Annotated in this window: 15 protein-coding genes; 6 read left to right on the forward strand and 9 right to left on the reverse strand. The window is 61.5% G+C overall.

All coding sequences use genetic code 11. The features are described 5' to 3' along the window. Positions 1-304: 304 nt before the first annotated feature. The 3 genes from fldA to ybfF form a co-directional block, all read right to left on the reverse strand. Entirely contained in the window at positions 305-844 is a 540-nt protein-coding gene (fldA, locus tag I6G83_RS12835) for a flavodoxin FldA (protein ID WP_015671327.1), read from the reverse strand. A gap of 222 nt (positions 845-1,066) precedes the next feature. Continuing rightward, positions 1,067-1,354, reverse strand: a complete 288-nt coding sequence (ybfE, locus tag I6G83_RS12840) for a LexA regulated protein (protein ID WP_015671328.1) — start codon at positions 1,352-1,354, stop codon at positions 1,067-1,069. A 252-nt stretch (positions 1,355-1,606) separates the two neighbouring features. Further along, on the reverse strand, positions 1,607-2,389 hold the full coding sequence (ybfF, locus tag I6G83_RS12845; RefSeq protein ID WP_171020785.1) for an esterase: 783 nt from the start codon (positions 2,387-2,389) through the stop codon (positions 1,607-1,609). Positions 2,390-2,655: 266 nt separating this feature from the next. Between ybfF and seqA the strand changes: the two genes are divergently transcribed. From seqA to I6G83_RS12865, 4 genes are all read left to right on the forward strand, one after another. Further along, complete coding sequence (gene seqA / locus I6G83_RS12850) at positions 2,656-3,189, forward strand: replication initiation negative regulator SeqA (RefSeq protein WP_054305332.1); 534 nt, start codon at positions 2,656-2,658, stop codon at positions 3,187-3,189. 76 nt (positions 3,190-3,265) lie between these two features. Next, positions 3,266-4,909 carry a phosphoglucomutase (alpha-D-glucose-1,6-bisphosphate-dependent) gene (gene pgm / locus I6G83_RS12855; protein WP_015671331.1) on the forward strand — a complete coding sequence of 548 codons (1,644 nt, stop codon included), beginning with the start codon at positions 3,266-3,268 and terminating at the stop codon, positions 4,907-4,909. 169 nt (positions 4,910-5,078) lie between these two features. Continuing rightward, complete coding sequence (locus I6G83_RS12860; RefSeq protein WP_054305334.1) at positions 5,079-5,729, forward strand: PadR family transcriptional regulator; 651 nt, start codon at positions 5,079-5,081, stop codon at positions 5,727-5,729. Beyond that, positions 5,729-6,034, forward strand: coding sequence for a DUF3861 domain-containing protein (locus I6G83_RS12865; protein WP_015671333.1), 306 nt, complete (start codon positions 5,729-5,731; stop codon positions 6,032-6,034). Before I6G83_RS12860 ends, I6G83_RS12865 begins: the two co-directional genes overlap by 1 nt. An 11-nt stretch (positions 6,035-6,045) precedes the next feature. On the opposite strand, the gene kdpE is transcribed toward I6G83_RS12865, so the two are convergent. The 6 genes from kdpE to I6G83_RS12895 all read right to left on the reverse strand — a co-directional run bounded on the left by kdpE (position 6,046) and on the right by I6G83_RS12895 (position 13,975). Continuing rightward, positions 6,046-6,735, reverse strand: coding sequence for a two-component system response regulator KdpE (gene kdpE / locus I6G83_RS12870; protein ID WP_041411733.1), 690 nt, complete (start codon positions 6,733-6,735; stop codon positions 6,046-6,048). Positions 6,736-6,747: 12 nt separating this feature from the next. Further along, on the reverse strand, positions 6,748-9,441 hold the full coding sequence (gene kdpD, locus I6G83_RS12875) for a two-component system sensor histidine kinase KdpD (RefSeq protein WP_054305331.1): 2,694 nt from the start codon (positions 9,439-9,441) through the stop codon (positions 6,748-6,750). Between the two features lie 75 nt (positions 9,442-9,516). After that, a complete protein-coding gene (gene kdpC, locus I6G83_RS12880; protein ID WP_054305330.1) occupies positions 9,517-10,086 on the reverse strand; it encodes a potassium-transporting ATPase subunit KdpC in 570 nt (189 codons plus the stop codon). An 18-nt stretch (positions 10,087-10,104) separates the two neighbouring features. Then, positions 10,105-12,174: a potassium-transporting ATPase subunit KdpB gene (gene kdpB / locus I6G83_RS12885; protein ID WP_054305329.1), complete on the reverse strand. Its 2,070-nt coding sequence runs from the start codon at positions 12,172-12,174 to the stop codon at positions 10,105-10,107. Between the two features lie 23 nt (positions 12,175-12,197). Continuing rightward, positions 12,198-13,886 carry a potassium-transporting ATPase subunit KdpA gene (kdpA, locus tag I6G83_RS12890; RefSeq protein WP_054305328.1) on the reverse strand — a complete coding sequence of 563 codons (1,689 nt, stop codon included), beginning with the start codon at positions 13,884-13,886 and terminating at the stop codon, positions 12,198-12,200. Beyond that, the gene (locus I6G83_RS12895) at positions 13,886-13,975 is read right to left on the reverse strand and encodes a K(+)-transporting ATPase subunit F (protein WP_041411734.1); all 90 of its coding nucleotides are present in this window, start codon (positions 13,973-13,975) and stop codon (positions 13,886-13,888) included. Before I6G83_RS12895 ends, kdpA begins: the two co-directional genes overlap by 1 nt. 404 nt (positions 13,976-14,379) lie before the next feature. Between I6G83_RS12895 and I6G83_RS12900 the strand changes: the two genes are divergently transcribed. Together I6G83_RS12900 and phrB are read left to right on the forward strand one after the other, a co-directional pair. Beyond that, positions 14,380-14,586, forward strand: a complete 207-nt coding sequence (locus I6G83_RS12900) for a YbfA family protein (protein WP_054305327.1) — start codon at positions 14,380-14,382, stop codon at positions 14,584-14,586. 211 nt (positions 14,587-14,797) lie between these two features. Further along, complete coding sequence (gene phrB, locus I6G83_RS12905; protein WP_054305326.1) at positions 14,798-16,228, forward strand: deoxyribodipyrimidine photo-lyase; 1,431 nt, start codon at positions 14,798-14,800, stop codon at positions 16,226-16,228. Positions 16,229-16,242: the final 14 nt, after the last annotated feature.

The raw sequence follows: 16,242 nt of genomic DNA on the forward strand, positions 1-16,242 counted from the left end.
TCCTGTTACTATGCTAATCAGTTGAGGCATTGTTGCCTGTGGCATCGGTCGGCACAAAGCGTTAATAGCGACTCATTATAGAACCGGTTGACCTAAATGGAAACCGCCGGTTGTTAACAAAAGTCTATTGCGCCGTTACATGTTGCGCGTGCAACATCTTGATGAATGGGATAAACCGGGGCCAGAGTCTACCGTGACGGGGAGGGAAGTTACTAATATGTAGCTTCTATTGCTTCAATCCGTGATGCCGATAACGGCCCCGCCGGTCAGCGGGAGCCGTCTCGCAGCATTGCGGAGCATAATATCAGCCGATGATATCGGCCAGGCTCAGCTCTGCGACGATCTGTTTGACCCAGGCTTCTACGCGTTCGTTGGTCAGTTCCGGCTGGCGGTCTTCATCAATGGCCAAACCGATAAAGTTGTCGTCGTCCGCCAGACCCTTGGAGGCTTCGAAATGGTAGCCTTTGGTTGGCCAGTGGCCGACGATAGCGGCGCCGCGCGGTTCGATAATATCGCGGATGGTGCCCATCGCGTCGCAGAAGTACTCGGCATAGTCTTCCTGATCGCCGCAGCCGAACAGCGCAACCAGCTTACCGTTGAAGTCTATTTCTTCCAGCGTCGGGAAAAAGTCGTCCCAGTCACATTGTGCTTCACCGTAGTACCAGGTCGGGATGCCCAGCAGCAAAATGTCGAATGCGTCCAGATCTTCTTTGCTGCTTTTGGCGATGTCGTGAATCTCAGCAACATCATCGCCGAAGTCTTTGCGAAGGAGCTTTTGAATCATCTTGGCAATGTTTTCGGTATTGCCCGTGTCGCTGCCAAAGAAAATGCCTACGTTAGCCATATTGCGTATAACCTTTTAATTCAATAAATTACAATACGTTTCGCCTGCTGATCGCATCGGTATCGTTGTAAAGTAGCGTCTTGGTAAAGACCTGGGTCCCACCGGTAAACGCCTATCATGCCAGAAATTTGCTCCGGGGTTTTATCGCGTTCATGCGATGCCGGAAAGTAAGGCGGCGTTAAGCGGGCATCGCCTTACGCCGTGTGCGGCTGCCGCACGTTATTATTGCGACGGCTGTTCGTCCGCCAGCTGCGCCAGCAGCATTTGCTCGATCAGTTCGCTGCGGCTGATGTTGCGCTGTTCGGCCAGCCTGTTCAGCGCTTCCACCGCTTCCGCGTTGATTTTCAGTTCCACACGCCGTAACCCGCGGACTTTATCGCGCCGTAACTGATTACGCTTATTGATTCTAAGCTGTTCATCACGGGATAACGGGTTGGTTTTCGGGCGCCCCGGACGGCGTTCATCTGCGAACAGATCCAGCGTCGTGCGATCCGTTTGTTCTTTTGCCATAGGTAGCGGTACTGCAAGGGAATTAGCATCAAAAAGCGATGGTCTGCTTTCCGGACGCTGTGGTTAATACCGTTCAGGTCGTTACAACCTAAGCCAACTTTGCCCCCAATCTGGCGCCGGACAGCACGCTGGGGATGGCGGCAAAAATTATAGCGCGCCATCTTACCCCAGCAGGCGTCGCAACGACAATGCCTAACTGAGGCGCAAACGCGCTAAGCCGTTATCTTTAGCGCGTTTTTTCGCCACCTGCGTTCAGGGCTGGCCCAAAAAGCGGTGAATGGCGCGCAGCACCGCCTGCGGTTTTTCCGCATGCACCCAGTGTCCGGTGCCGGCCACCTCGTAGGCGCGCGCCTGCGGAAACTGGCGCGCGATGGCGTCGCGATAGCTGTTTTGCACGTACTCTGACAGCCCGCCGCGGATAAACAGCGTTGGGTGGGGCCAGGCGGGCACTTCGCGCCAGCCGATAATCGCCGCGTAGTTGGCGATCAGCACCGGCAGGTTGAAGCGCCACTCTCCCTGGTGAAAGGATTTCAGCAGGAACTGAATGACCCCTTCTTCATCCAGATAGTCGCGCATCAGCTGCGCCGCCTGCTGGCGCTGGGTAAGGCCGGCGTCGCTGACCGCCGTCAGGGCGGCGAAGATGTCGTCATGGTGGCGGCTCGGGTAGGCCACCGGGGCGATATCGATCACCACCAGCCGTGCAATGCGGTCGGGCGCCAGCGCGGTCAGCGCCATGGCGGCCTTGCCGCCCATCGAATGGCCGATCACGATGGCGCGGGCGATCTGGAGGTCGTCCAGCAGCGTCAGCAGGTCTTGCGCCATCGCGGCATAGCTCATCTCATCGGAACGCGGCGACAGGCCGTGGTTACGCAGATCGACTTTAATCACGCTGTGCTGCTGATTCAGATCGCGCGCCAGCACCCCGAGGTTGTCGAGATTGCCGAACAGGCCGTGGATCAGCAGGATAGGCAGGGTATCGGTGTTCTCCGCCTGTGCGGCCAGCAATTGATAATGTAATTTCATCGCGAAGTTCATGATCTTGAGAGGTTCTGATAGGGTATCATACTCATTATCTGCAAAGGTGATGGATTGGCAGTGCTGACGCACCCCGTGATCCACCGTCGTTCCCGCCCGCCCGTGCCGGCAGGATAAAAAATGACGGGGATATAGGTAATAGTCTGCTTTTGCCCGCGAACGGCACTTTGTTGTGTCTGCCCCCGCGCTTTTAACTTTATAATCCCTCGGCCTGAAACCAGAACCTGGCTTCGGGCTTTAAGTAGAAAACACAGTACTGGATAAAGATGAAAACTATTGAAGTCGACGAAGAACTTTACCGTTATATTGCCAGCCACACGCAACATATCGGGGAAAGTGCGTCCGATATTTTACGGCGTATGTTGAAGTTTTCCGCAGGGCAACCTGTGCGTAGCGCAAGCGTTGTGGCCCAGAATCAGGAGCCGGAAAAAGCGGCGCCGTCACGCCCGCGCGATCGCGTCCGCGCCATGCGCGAACTGCTGCTGTCGGATGAATACGCCGAGCAGAACAAAGCCGTAAATCGCTTTATGCTGGTACTTTCTACGCTGTATACCCTGGATGCTGCCGGCTTCGCCATGGCGACCGAGGCATTGCATGGCCGTACCCGCACCTATTTTGCCGGCGATCAGCAAACGCTGCTGGCAAATGGAACGCACACCAAACCGAAACACGTTCCGGGCACGCCTTACTGGGTGATCACCAATACCAATACCGGCCGTAAACGCAGCATGGTGGAACACATTATGCTGGGCATGCAGTTCCCGACGGAGCTGACTGAAAAGGTTTGCGGGACTATTTGATTTAGCGAACTGCTCGTCTCGTCGGCCGTTGCCGCATTGCGTCCGGCCGTTTGAGAAGGGAAAGGGAGAGATGTTGATGGCGAACCATCCACGTGCCGGGCAACCGGCTCAGCAAAGCGATCTGATCAACGTGGCGCAGCTGACGTCGCAGTACTATGTGCTGCAGCCGGAAGCCGGCAATGCCGCCCATGCGGTGAAATTCGGCACGTCCGGCCACCGCGGCAGCGCCGAGCGTCACAGTTTTAATGAAGCGCACATTCTGGCCATTGCCCAGGCGATTGCCGAAGTGCGTCGCCAGCAGGGCGTGACCGGCCCGTGCTACGTGGGTAAGGATACGCACGCGCTGTCTGAACCGGCATTTATCTCGGTGCTGGAAGTTCTGACCGCCAACGGCGTGGATGTGATCGTGCAGGAAAACAACGGCTATACGCCAACGCCGGCGATTTCCAACGCCATCCTGAGCTACAACAGCAAAGGCGGCGCACAGGCGGACGGCATCGTCATCACGCCTTCCCACAACCCGCCGGAAGATGGCGGCATCAAATACAACCCGCCTAACGGCGGCCCGGCCGACACCAACCTAACCTCGGTGATTGAAAAACGCGCCAACGAACTGCTGAGCGCCAAGCTGCAGGGCGTGCAGCGTCAGTCGCTGGACAAGGCCTGGAACAGCGGCCATTTGCATGCGCAGGATCTGGTGCAGCCGTATGTTGAAGGGCTGGTGGACGTGGTGGATATGCCGGCTATTCAGAATGCCGGCCTGAAGCTGGGCGTCGATCCGCTCGGCGGCTCCGGCATCGCCTACTGGCAGCGTATTGCCGAACATTACAAACTGGATCTGACGCTGGTGAACGACGCCGTCGATCAGACCTTCCGCTTTATGCGTCTGGACCACGACGGCGTGATTCGTATGGACTGCTCCTCCGAATCGGCGATGGCGGGTCTGCTGGCGCTGCGCGACAAGTTCGACCTGGCGTTCGCCAACGATCCGGACTACGACCGTCACGGCATCGTGACGCCGGCCGGCCTGATGAACCCGAACCATTATCTGGCGGTGGCGATCAACTACCTGTTCCAGCATCGCCCGCAGTGGGGCGCTGACGTCGCCGTCGGTAAAACGCTGGTATCCAGCGCGATGATTGACCGCGTGGTGGCCGATCTGGGCCGCAAACTGGTGGAAGTGCCGGTCGGTTTCAAATGGTTCGTTGACGGCCTGTACGACGGCAGCTTCGGCTTCGGCGGTGAAGAGAGCGCCGGCGCCTCCTTCCTGCGCTTCGACGGCAAGCCGTGGTCCACCGACAAAGACGGCATCATCATGTGCCTGCTGGCGGCGGAGATCACCGCGGTGAGCGGCGAGAACCCGCAGCGTCACTACGATCTGCTGGCGGCTCGTTTCGGCGCGCCAAGCTACAACCGTCTGCAGGCGCCGGCCAGCCACGCGCAGAAAGCGGCGCTGTCCAAGCTGTCGCCGGAAATGGTGCAGGCCGACACGCTGGGCGGCGATGCCATCACCGCCCGCCTGACGGCGGCGCCGGGCAACGGCGCATCGATCGGCGGCCTGAAGGTAATGACTGACAACGGCTGGTTTGCCGCGCGTCCGTCCGGTACGGAAGAGGCTTACAAAATCTACTGCGAGAGCTTCCTCGGCGCGGAACACCGCCAGAAAATCGAGCAGGAAGCGGTGGAAATCGTCAGCGAAGTGCTGGCCTCCGCAAAATAATCTCTCCTCAATAATCGTAAAGAGCGCTGTTTTTACAGCGCTTTTTTTATGCCTGTCATTTAGATATATCTAATATCAATATTTCGCTTGCTGATTTAGATATATCGATCTAGATTAGATATATCGAATCTGATTCGATATATCTAAAACCACCTGAGAGGTAAGTATGATGTTCCATCGATTTCGTTCAGATCGCTTCGGCGATCGTCACGGCGAAGCGCGCGAACGCCGCTGCCATCACCACCGCGCCGGGCGCCACGCGATGGGCGGCCACGGTCACGGCGAAGGTCACGGCGAAGGGCACGGCCGCGGGCGCGGCAGTAAACTGCACCGCCTGTTTGAACACGGCGATCTGCGTATGGTGCTGCTGGCGCTGGTAGAGCGCAAACCGAGCCACGGCTATGAGTTAATCAAGGCGATTGAAGAGGCCTCCTCCGGCCTGTACGTGCCCAGCCCCGGCGTGATCTATCCGACGCTGACGCTGCTGGAAGAGCAGGATTTTCTGGAGGCGGAAACCTCGGGCAAGGGGCGCAAGAGCTACCAGATTACCGAGGCCGGTAAAGCGGAGCTGGCGCAGCATCAGACCGCGGTGGACGTGATCTTCGCCCGCCTGGCCGATGCCGGCCGCCGCCGCGAGGGCAACCTGGCCGAAGGCATTGCCGATACCATGCAGCGGCTGAAACGCGTACTGCGCGGCAATATGATGCGCGCCGATCTGACTCAGCAGCAGGTTGAACGTATTAACCAGGCGCTGCTGGACGCAGTCGGCCGTATCGAGGCCGAAGTGGCCGCAGATGACAACGCAGAGGAGAAGGCCTGATGCCGGGACACCGTTTTCGTATTACCGTCGAGGCGCTGAGCGACCGCAAAGGCGCGCCGGTAGAAAAGACGCCGCTGGTGTTTGAAGTAGAAAATCATGACGACATTCTGGATATTGTCGAACGCATTCAGGGGCGGGAAGATTTGGCCTTTGGTCAGGAAAAAAGCGCCGCGTTTGCCGTCGGGCTAAAGCTGTTTTCCGAAGTGATGATCGAAAACCGCAAACATCCGGTGTTTGCGCCGCTGCGCGACGCGTTCAAAGCGTTTATGGTCGGCCTGAAGAAGGGGCCGCAGGCCGGCGAGTAGCCTGCGCCGCTTCAGGGCATAAAGCGGTAGCCGACGCCGGTTTCGGTCAGCAGATGTTTAGGCCGTGCCGGATCGGCTTCCAGCTTCTGCCGCAGATGCCCCATATAAATACGCAAGTAATGGCTGTGTTCGACGTAGTTCGGCCCCCAGACGTGGCTGAGCAGCTGGCGCTGGGTCAGCACCTTGCCGGCGTTGGCCAGCAGTTCCGCCAGCAGGCGGAACTCAATCGGCGTCAGGTGCAGCTCTTCGCCGCCGCGCGTGACCTGGCGGTTAAGCAGATCGACGCTGACGTCGGCAAAGCTGACCTGCGGGCTCTCCTGCTGACTGGCGGCATGGCGGCGCAGCGCCACGCGCACCCGCGCCAGCAGTTCGCCGATGCCGAAGGGCTTGCTGAGGTAGTCGTCGGCGCCGGCGTCCAGCGCGGCGATCTTGTCCTCTTCCGCCAGGCGGGCGGACAGCACGATGATCGGGATGCTGCTCCACTGGCGCAGATCGCGGATAAAACTCAGCCCGTCGCCGTCGGGCAGCCCCAGATCGAGAATAATCAGATCCGGCTTGCGCGTACCGGCTTCAATCAGACCCCGCTGCAGCGTATCGCTTTCAAACACCCGCAGTCCTTCCGTTTCCAGCGCGCTGCGGACAAAGCGCCGGATCTCTTTCTCATCTTCCACGATCAGAACGTTAATCGGGGTCATGCTCAACCTTGTCCTCGCTTATAAATCGAAGTCTGCGCCGTCCATTTCCGGCATGCTTTCCAGCGGCAGCAGAAACTTAAAGCTGGCGCCGCCGTGGCTGCTGCTATCCGCCCAGATCCGCCCGCCGTGCAGCTCGATAATCGCGCGGCAGATCGCCAGCCCCAGACCGACGCCGGGAATGGCGGATTCTTTATCGCCGCGGGAGAATTTGTCGAAGATATGCAGCCTTTGCTCGGCGGCAATGCCGGGGCCGTTATCCCAGATTTCCACCTCCAGCCACTCCGGCAACGTGCGGGCGCGAATACCGATAATAGCATCCTGCCCGGCATATTTATCGGCATTTTCCAACAGGTTGGTGAAGACACGCTCCAATAAACTGCCGTCGCAGTTGATCAGCACCATTTCGTCGGGCAGTTCCACCTTGATCTCATGCTGGTTAAAGATCGGCTCCAACATATGCAGCGATGCGCCGACGATCTCCTCCAGCGACTGCCACTCTTTACGCAGGATAAACCCGCCGGACTGAATGCGCGCCATATCCAGCAGATTATTCACCAGCCGGGTGGTGCTCAGCACCTGCTGACGGATCTGGCTGGCCTGCGGGGCGTGCTTGGAGCCTTCCGCCGCCAGGTCCAGCGTCAGAATCTCCGCCTGCCCGAACAGCACCGTCAGCGGGGTGCGCAGATCGTGCGACAGCGCCGCCAGCAGCGAATTGCGCAGCTGTTCGCGTTCGGTATCCAGCCGCGCCTGCGCGGCGCTGCGCGCCAGCTGCTGACGTTCCAGCGCGCTGGCGATCAGCACGCTGAAGGTTTGCAGCAGCCGCTGCTGTTCCGGCACCATCAGCTGGCGCAGGTTGGTCGGTTCGATGGCCAGCAGGCCGAAGGTGTGCTGCGAGGTTTTCAGCGGCAGCAGTTGGTAAGGCACGCCGGGCAGCGTATCGGTGCCCGCGCCGGCAGGCTGCCCCTTGTCATAGCTCCAGCGGGCGATGGCCTCATCCACCGACAGCATGCCGCCGTCCTGACCGGTCATCTGCCGCAGCTGGCCGTCTTCCTGCGGCAGCATCAGCACGGTTTTGGCGTGGAAACTGCTGGAGAGGAAATGGCGGCTGGTGTCGGCGACGTCCTCGGCGGTCAGCGCCTGGCTCAGGCCGTGCGACATTTCGTACAGGTGACGTGCCCGCTGTTCGCGGTAGCGCGCCACCCGCGCCTGATAGCGCACGCCGGCGGTAAGGTTACCGATGGTGATGCCGACGGTCAGCATCACCGCAAAGGTCAGCAGATACTGCACATCGCTGACGGCGAATGACCAGTGCGGCTGGACAAAGAACAGATCGAAGCTGGCGACGTTGATCACCGCGGCCAGCACCGACGGCCAGCGGCCGAAGAACAGCGCGACAATCACCACGCCGAGCAGGTACACCATCACCAGGTTGGCCTGATCGAACCCCGGCAGCAGCCATTGGGAGAGCAGGGTGATCAGCGCGCACAGCGCGAACGCCACCGCGCAGCCGCGCAGCTGCATGCGCCACTTCTCGCTGAAGCTGCGGTTGTCGGGGTCCTTCAGTACGCTCGGCGGACGTTCATCCTCCAGCGCCACGATCACCAGATCGAGATCCGGCCCCAGCTGGCCGAGGCGGTCGGCGAAGCTGCTGCGGAACTTCCAGCGTTGCTCGCCGCGCCGGCCGATAATGATTTTGCCCAGGTTATGTTCGCGGGCGTAGCGCAGCACCGCGCGCTCTTCCGACGGCGCGGCCAGCGTGGCGGTTTCTGCGCCCAGCTCCTGCGCCAGACGCAGCGCGCGCAGAATGGCGCGGCGGCGGGTTTCCGGCAGCCGGTGCAGTTTGGGGGTTTCCACATAGACCGCGTGCCAGTGGCAGCCGAGCCGCGCCGCCAGGCGGGCGGCGATCCGCACCAGCTTTTCGCTGCCGCTGTTGTGGCCGACGCACAGCAAAATGCTGTCGCGGGTATGCCAGACTTTCTCCCGCCCCTGGGTATCGCGGAAGGCGCGCATCTGGTCGTCCACCCGGTCGGCGGTGCGGCGCAGCGCCAGCTCGCGCAGGGCGATCAGATTGCCCTTACGGAAGAAGTGCTCAATGGCGCGTTCGGCGTGGCCGGGCAGATACACCTTGCCTTCATTCAATCGCCGCTGCAGATCGTCCGGCGGCAGGTCGACCAGCACCACCTCAGTGGCCTGATCGAAGACGTGATCGGGGACGGTTTCGCGCACGCGTATGCCGGTAATGCCGCCGACCACGTCGTTCAGGCTCTCCAGGTGCTGTACGTTGACGGTGGTCAGCACGTCGATGCCGGCATCCAGCAGCTCCTCCACATCCTGCCAGCGCTTGGGGTGGCGCGAGCCGTGGGCGTTGCTGTGGGCCAGTTCATCCATCAGGATCAGCGCCGGGTGACGCGCCAGCGCGGCGTCCAGATCGAATTCGCGCACCACGCGGCCGCGGTGCTGGATCCGTTTTTGCGGCAGTACGCTCAGCCCGTCCAGCAGCGCGGCGGTTTCATTGCGGCCGTGGGTTTCCACCACCCCGACCAGAACGTCAAGGCCCAGAGCGCGTTGCCTCTGGGCCTCTTGCAGCATGGCGTAGGTTTTGCCGACGCCGGCGCAGGCGCCGAAAAACACCTTCAGGCGGCCGCGCGGTTTTTCGTTGGCGACCGCCAGCAGGCTGTCCGGGTCGGGGCGCTGCTGTTCATCATCAACCATGGAAACTCCTTGTCTGGCAACGAAAAAGGGGTTCGCCGCGGCGAACCCGTAGAAAAATGGACATCCCCGTCACGCTTATTGCAGCGCGTCCAGCGCCTGGTTCAGCTGCAGCACATTGACCGTGGTCGTACCGATAAAGCTCGGCACCGGCCGCTCGCTGTATTCGGCGATTAAGCGCGCCACCTGCGCCGGCGGCAGCTGGCGGGCGGCGGCCACGCGGGCCAGCTGATACTGCGCCGCGGCGACGGAGATCTGCGGGTCGAGGCCGCTGCCGGAGGCGGTCAGCAGGTCGACCGGGATCGGGCCGTGCATGGTCGGGTTGGCCTGGCGCAGCAGGGCGGCCCGTTCGGCGAAGGCTTTATCCAGTTCCGGGTTCGACGCCGCCAGATTGCTGCCGCCTGACGCTTCGGCATTATAGGCCGAATCGGCGGTGGCGGAAGGGCGGCCCCAGAAATAGCGCGGCTGGGTAAAATTCTGGCCGATCAACGCCGAGCCGGCCAGTTTGTCGCTGTGATACAGCAGCGAACCGTTGGCCTGCTGGGAAAACAGCAGCTGCGCCAGGCCGGTGGTCAGCAGCGGGTAGGCGATGCCGGTGAGCAGCGTCAGCAAAATCAGCATCACCAGCGCAGGACGTAAATAAGACATGGTGTTTCTCCTTAACGGTTAACCGGCGATGTGCAGCAGCGTCAGCAGCAGGTCGATCAGCTTGATACCGACGAACGGCACCAGCAGGCCGCCCAGCCCGTACAGCCACAGGTTGCGGCGCAGCAGCGCCGCCGCGCTCATGGCTTTGTAACTGACGCCTTTGAGCGCCAGCGGGATCAGGAATACGATCACCAGCGCATTGAAAATCACCGCCGACATAATGGCCGACGACGGCGAATGCAGATGCATGATATTCAGCGCATTCAGCTGCGGGTAGGTCGCGGCAAAGGCGGCCGGAATAATGGCGAAGTACTTCGCTACGTCGTTGGCGATGCTGAAGGTGGTCAGTGAACCGCGCGTCATCAGCATCTGCTTGCCGATATGCACCACCTCGATCAGCTTGGTCGGGTTGGAGTCCAGATCGACCATATTGCCGGCCTCTTTCGCCGCTTGGGTGCCGGAGTTCATCGCCACCGCAACGTCGGCCTGCGCCAGCGCCGGCGCATCGTTGGTGCCGTCGCCGGTCATCGCCACCAGCCGGCCTTCCGCCTGATACTGGCGGATCAGCGCCAGTTTGGCTTCCGGCGTCGCTTCGGCCAGGAAATCGTCCACCCCGGCCTCGGCGGCGATGGCGGCGGCGGTCAGCCGGTTGTCGCCGGTGATCATCACCGTTTTAATCCCCATGCGGCGCAGCTCGGCAAAGCGTTCCTTGATGCCGCCTTTAACGATGTCCTTCAGCGCCACCACGCCCAGCACTTTAGCGCCTTCGGCCACCACCAGCGGGGTGCCGCCGGTGTGCGCCACGCCTTCCACCAGCGCATCGATCTCCGGCGGGAAGTGGCCACTGTTGGATTCCACGTGGCGGCGAATGGCGTCCACCGCGCCTTTGCGGATCACGCGCTGCTGCACGTTGACGCCGCTCATGCGGGTTTGCGCCGAGAAGGGCACAAAGGTGGCGTTGAGCGTCTGTAAATCACGCTCGCGCAGGTTGAAGCGCTGTTTGGCCAGCACCACGATGCTGCGGCCTTCCGGCGTTTCATCCGCCAGCGATGACAGCTGCGCGGCGTCCGCCAGCTGCTGCTCGTCAACGCCGGGAGCGGGCAGGAATTCAGACGCCTGGCGGTTACCGAGGGTGATGGTGCCGGTTTTGTCCAGCAGCAGCACGTCCACGTCGCCGGCGGCTTCCACCGCCCGGCCGCTGGTGGCGATCACATTGGCGCCGAGCATGCGGCTCATGCCTGCCACGCCGATCGCCGACAGCAGACCGCCGATGGTGGTGGGGATCAGGCACACCAGCAATGCCACCAGCACGGTGATGGTGACCACCGCGCCGCTGCCGGCGGCGGCGACGCTGTAGTGCGAGAATGGCAGCAGGGTGGCGGTCGCCAGCACGAAGACGATGGTCAGCGCCACCAGCAGGATGGTCAGCGCCACTTCGTTCGGCGTCTTGCGCCGTTTGGCGCCTTCGACCATGGCGATCATCCGGTCGAGGAAGGTTTCCCCCGGGTTGACGCTGCACTGGACGATCAGCCAGTCGGACAGCACGCGGGTGCCGCCGGTGACCGAGGAGAAATCGCCGCCGGATTCGCGGATCACCGGCGCGGATTCGCCGGTGATGGCGCTTTCATCCACCGAGGCGCCGCCCTCCAGCACTTCGCCGTCGCAGGGAATGGTGTCGCCGGCTTCCACCAGCACTACGTCGCCTTTACGCAGGCTCTGCGACGCCACTTTTTCCTGGGCCGCGTCGCGCTGCGGCTGCGCCAGTTTTTTGGCCCAGCTGGTCTGTTTGCTGCCCTTCAGGCTTTCCGCCTGTGCCTTGCTGCGGCCTTCCGCCAGCGCTTCGGCGAAGTTGGCGAACAGTACGGTGAACCACAGCCACAGCGCCACGCTGCCGGTAAAGGCGGCGTCGCCGCGGCCATGAGCGGTCAGCATGCCGAGCCAGATCAGGGTGGTGAGCAGGCTGCCGAGATACACCACGAACATCACCGGGTTGCGCCACTGGGTGCGCGGATCCAGCTTTTTCACGGCGTCCAGCAGCGCGTTACGCACCAGCGCCGGTTCAAATAGCGCGCGTTGTTTGCGAGTCATAACTATTTCTCTCTAAGAAGCCGTTAACGGGCCAGCCAAATCTGTAAATGCTCGGCCACCGGGCCCAGCGCCAGAGCAGGAATAAAGGTCAGGGCGCCAACCAGCAGTACGGTGCCGATCAGCAGGCCGACAAACAGCGGCCCGTAGGTCGGCAGGGTGCCGTTCCCCGCCGGCTGACGATTTTTGGCGCAGAGTGAACCGGCGATCGCCAGCACCGGCAGGATCACGCCGAAGCGGCCAACCAGCATGGCGAAGGCCAGCAGCAGGTTGTAGAACGGCGTGTTGACGCTCAGCCCGGCGAAGGCGCTGCCGTTGTTGTTGGCGGCGGAGGAGAAGGCGTACAGCACTTCGCTCAGCCCGTGGGCGCCGGGGTTGAGGATACCGCTGCGTCCGGCGTCGGTTGCCAGCGCCAGCGCGCTGCCCAGCAGCACCAGCGTCGGCGTCACCAGGATCGCCAGCGCGGTCATTTTCATCTCATCGACGTCGATTTTTTTCCCCAGATACTCCGGCGTGCGGCCAATCATCAGCCCGGCGATAAACACCGTCAGCAGGACGAACAGCAGCATGCCGTACAGCCCGGAGCCGACGCCGCCGAACACCACTTCGCCGATCTGCATCAGCCACATCGGCACCATGCCCCCCAGCGCGGTGAAGGAGTCATGCATGGCGTTGACCGCGCCGCAGGAGGCGGCGGTGGTGACCACGGAGAACAGGCTGCTGGCAAGGATGCCGAAGCGCGACTCTTTGCCTTCCATATTGATCATGCTGTCGGCGCCGGCTGCGCTCAGGTGCGGGTTGCCCGCCTGTTCGGCGTACATCACCACCACCACGGCGACGACGAAGATCAGCGACATCGCCCAGAGCAGCGTATGACCCTGACGGTTTTCACCGGCGGCCTGGCCGAAGGCGAAGCACAGCGCGCTGGGGATCAGGAAGATCGCCAGCATCTGCACCATATTGCTCAGCGCGGTGGGGTTTTCAAACGGATGCGACGAGTTGGCGCCAAAGAAGCCGCCGCCGTTGGTGCCGAGCATCTTGATCGCTTCCTGAGAGGCCACCGGCCCCATCGGCAGCACCTGTTGGCCGCCTTCCAGCGTGGTCAGATGCAGGTAAGGCGACAGGTTCTGCAGCACGCCCTGGCTGACGAAAAACAGCGCGATAAGCAGTGACAGCGGCAGCAGGACGTACAGCGTGATACGCCAGATATCCAGCCAGGCGTTGCCGATGGTGGCGCTGGAGCGGCGGCTGAACGCGCGGATCAGCGCAAAGGCGACGGCGATGCCGCTGGCGGCGGAGAGGAAGTTCTGCACCGTCAGACCGGCCATCTGGCTGAGGTAGCTGAGGGTGCTTTCACCGCTGTAAGCCTGCCAGTTGGTATTGGTGACGAAGCTGACGGCGGTGTTCAGCGCCAGATGCCAGGACATGCCCGGGAAGCCCTGCGGGTTGAGCGGCAGCGCGCCCTGGCCCATTAACAGCGCCATCAGCAGGATGATGCCAAGCAGGTTGAAGAGCAGGATCGCCAGCGCATACTGACGCCAGTTCATCTCTTCCCCGCGGCTGCCGCTGCAGCTGCGGATAAAGCGTTCGCTGTGACGCAGCACGGGCAGGGGCTCGCCTTCAATCAGGCGCGCCAGAAAATAGCCCAGCGGGCGTGACAGAAGCAGCAGAACCAGCAGGAAGCTGGCGATAAACAGAAAGGCTGATGCAGCCATCAGAAATCCTCCGCGTTGAACAGGGCGTAAACCAGATAGCCCAACAGCAGCAGGACCAACAGCGCGCCAGCGATAACGCTGATACTCACGGGGCACCTCCACAGGTGACGGTTTTTGATAGCGGGAGTGTAGGAAGGCGGGTGGAAAGAAGATGAAAAAATCGCGTCGCAGGCTGTAAAAAAAGTATAAAAACGCCTGAATCATCGACATTTTTGCCGGCAGCGGCGCGGTGGAAAGGTCACCGTGAGTAACTTTTGAGCAGGATAACCATAAGGTAACCAATGTTTAGTTAATAATTAACCATCCTGTAACAAACTTTCAGTATAAAGAGCAAAATGCGCTTTTTTTACTGATTTTAGTGGTCGGATGAGTAGTAAAATTTCATCAGTTGCGCTAAAATTTTGCGCAGTTACCAAATTCATCCGTTTATCTGTTTTTACGCCGTCGCTGCGCCTGACAGCCATGCAGCCGGCGTGCTTTTAAGGAGGTTCGCATGTCTACCTATCAAGCTTATCCATTGCATCGGATTCTCCTGCGCCGCGGCGCAGTGATCCTGGCCGGCGTTCTGGCCCTGCCGGTGATGCTGTTCCGCTCCGATCGCGCGCGTTTTTACAGCTATCTGCACCGCGTCTGGTCAAAAACCAGCGATAAGCCGGTCTGGCTGCAACAGGCGGAACTGGCCTCCGGCGATTTTTACTAAGCCGCGCCTATCCCCTGCAACCCTCGCTTCGGCGGGGGTTTTTTTATGCCCGTCGCCGGCGGGCGGCGTCGTCTTAACCGTCGAATTCTTCTATACTTTTAGTATTGTTCAACGCTGCGGCGGTCAATCTCCCGGTTGTCGCGCCGCCCGGCGTCGCGCGTGATTTTTGGTGTTCTCCGTCAGCGCGGCGGGGATTGATGGAAGGAAGGTTATGACCACCCATCTGGTCTGGCTGCGCAACGATCTGCGCATTACGGACAATAAGGCGCTGCACGCCGCCTGCCGCGATCCGCAGGCGCAGGTGGTGGCGCTGTTTATCGCCACGCCGCAGCAGTGGCGACGGCATGAGATGGCGCCGCGTCAGGCGGCGTTTATCTACGCCAACCTGCTGCAGCTGCGGTCGCAGCTGGCGCAGCGCGGTATTCCGCTGCGGGTGCAGCAGTGTGATGACTTTGCCGCCGCGGCGCGCTGGCTGGTCGATTATTGCCGCGCCACCGGCGTCGACGCGCTGTTTTACAACCGGCAGTATGAACTGAATGAGCGGCGGCGTGACCGGCAGGTTGAAAGCGCACTGGCGGAGACGCTGACCTGCCACGCGTTTGATGACGCGTTGCTGCTGCCGCCCGGCAGCGTGCAGACCGGCAGCGGCGAGATGTATCAGGTCTTTACGCCGTTTCGTAAGGCGTTTTTACAGCGTCTGCTCAGTGCGGATGTGCGCTCCCTGCCGGCGCCGTCGGTGCGGGCGGGCGGCGCGATTGCCGAGCCGGCGGCGCCGGAGCCGTTTGCGTACCCCGATGCCGAATGGGATGCGGCATTTCCGCCGGGTGAGGAGCACGCCCTGCGCCGGCTGCGCGCCTTCTGCCGCGAGCAGGTCGAGGATTACCGGCAGCGGCGCGATTTTCCGGCGCTGGACGCCACCAGCGGCCTGTCGCCGTATCTGGCCCTGGGGGTGTTATCACCGCGTCAGTGCTTCAACCGGCTGCGGCTCACCTGCCCTGACTTGCTGACGCAGCCGGAGAGCGGCGCATTTACCTGGCTGAATGAGTTAATCTGGCGTGAGTTTTACCGCCATCTGCTGGTGGCTCATCCGGCGTTGTGCCGTCACCGCCCGTTTATCGGTTGGACGGACGCCGTCCGCTGGAACCCGGACGCCGAGGCGCTGCAGGCCTGGCAGCAGGGGCGAACCGGCTACCCGATTGTTGATGCGGCCATGCGGCAGCTGAACCACACTGGATGGATGCATAACCGCCTGCGGATGATCGTCGCCAGTTTTCTGGTGAAGGATCTCCTGATCGACTGGCGCGCCGGCGAGCGCTACTTTATGCGCCAGCTGCTGGATGGCGACTTTGCCGCCAACAACGGCGGCTGGCAGTGGGCGGCGTCGACCGGCACCGATGCGGCGCCTTACTTCCGCATCTTCAACCCGACAACGCAGGGCGAACGTTTTGATCCGCAAGGCGCTTTTATCCGTAAATGGTTGCCCGAACTGGCGGATGTACCGGACAATGAGCTTCATCATCCCCATCGCTGGGCGGAACAACAGGGCGTGGCGCTGGCGTATCCGCCGCCGATCGTCGACCACCGCCAGGCGCGGCTGACGACGCTGGCGGCGTTTGAGGCGGCGAAACGCGGGGGAGAGTAACGGTCACCGCAAGG

The organism is Serratia rubidaea (genome assembly GCF_016026735.1).
GTDB classification, from domain to species: Bacteria; Pseudomonadota; Gammaproteobacteria; order Enterobacterales; family Enterobacteriaceae; genus Serratia_B; species Serratia_B rubidaea.

Bases quoted from the DNA above. Each gene is read 5' to 3' on its own strand.
- fldA (WP_015671327.1), bottom strand. From the start codon at position 844: ATGGCTAACGTAGGCATTTTCTTTGGCAGCGACACGGGCAATACCGAA.
- ybfE (WP_015671328.1), bottom strand. From the start codon at position 1,354: ATGGCAAAAGAACAAACGGATCGCACGACGCTGGATCTGTTCGCAGAT.
- ybfF (WP_171020785.1), bottom strand. From the start codon at position 2,389: ATGAACTTCGCGATGAAATTACATTATCAATTGCTGGCCGCACAGGCG.
- seqA (WP_054305332.1), top strand. From the start codon at position 2,656: ATGAAAACTATTGAAGTCGACGAAGAACTTTACCGTTATATTGCCAGC.
- pgm (WP_015671331.1), top strand. From the start codon at position 3,266: ATGGCGAACCATCCACGTGCCGGGCAACCGGCTCAGCAAAGCGATCTG.
- I6G83_RS12860 (WP_054305334.1), top strand. From the start codon at position 5,079: ATGTTCCATCGATTTCGTTCAGATCGCTTCGGCGATCGTCACGGCGAA.
- I6G83_RS12865 (WP_015671333.1), top strand. From the start codon at position 5,729: ATGCCGGGACACCGTTTTCGTATTACCGTCGAGGCGCTGAGCGACCGC.
- kdpD (WP_054305331.1), bottom strand. From the start codon at position 9,441: ATGGTTGATGATGAACAGCAGCGCCCCGACCCGGACAGCCTGCTGGCG.
- kdpC (WP_054305330.1), bottom strand. From the start codon at position 10,086: ATGTCTTATTTACGTCCTGCGCTGGTGATGCTGATTTTGCTGACGCTG.
- kdpB (WP_054305329.1), bottom strand. From the start codon at position 12,174: ATGACTCGCAAACAACGCGCGCTATTTGAACCGGCGCTGGTGCGTAAC.
- kdpA (WP_054305328.1), bottom strand. From the start codon at position 13,886: ATGGCTGCATCAGCCTTTCTGTTTATCGCCAGCTTCCTGCTGGTTCTG.
- I6G83_RS12900 (WP_054305327.1), top strand. From the start codon at position 14,380: ATGTCTACCTATCAAGCTTATCCATTGCATCGGATTCTCCTGCGCCGC.
- phrB (WP_054305326.1), top strand. From the start codon at position 14,798: ATGACCACCCATCTGGTCTGGCTGCGCAACGATCTGCGCATTACGGAC.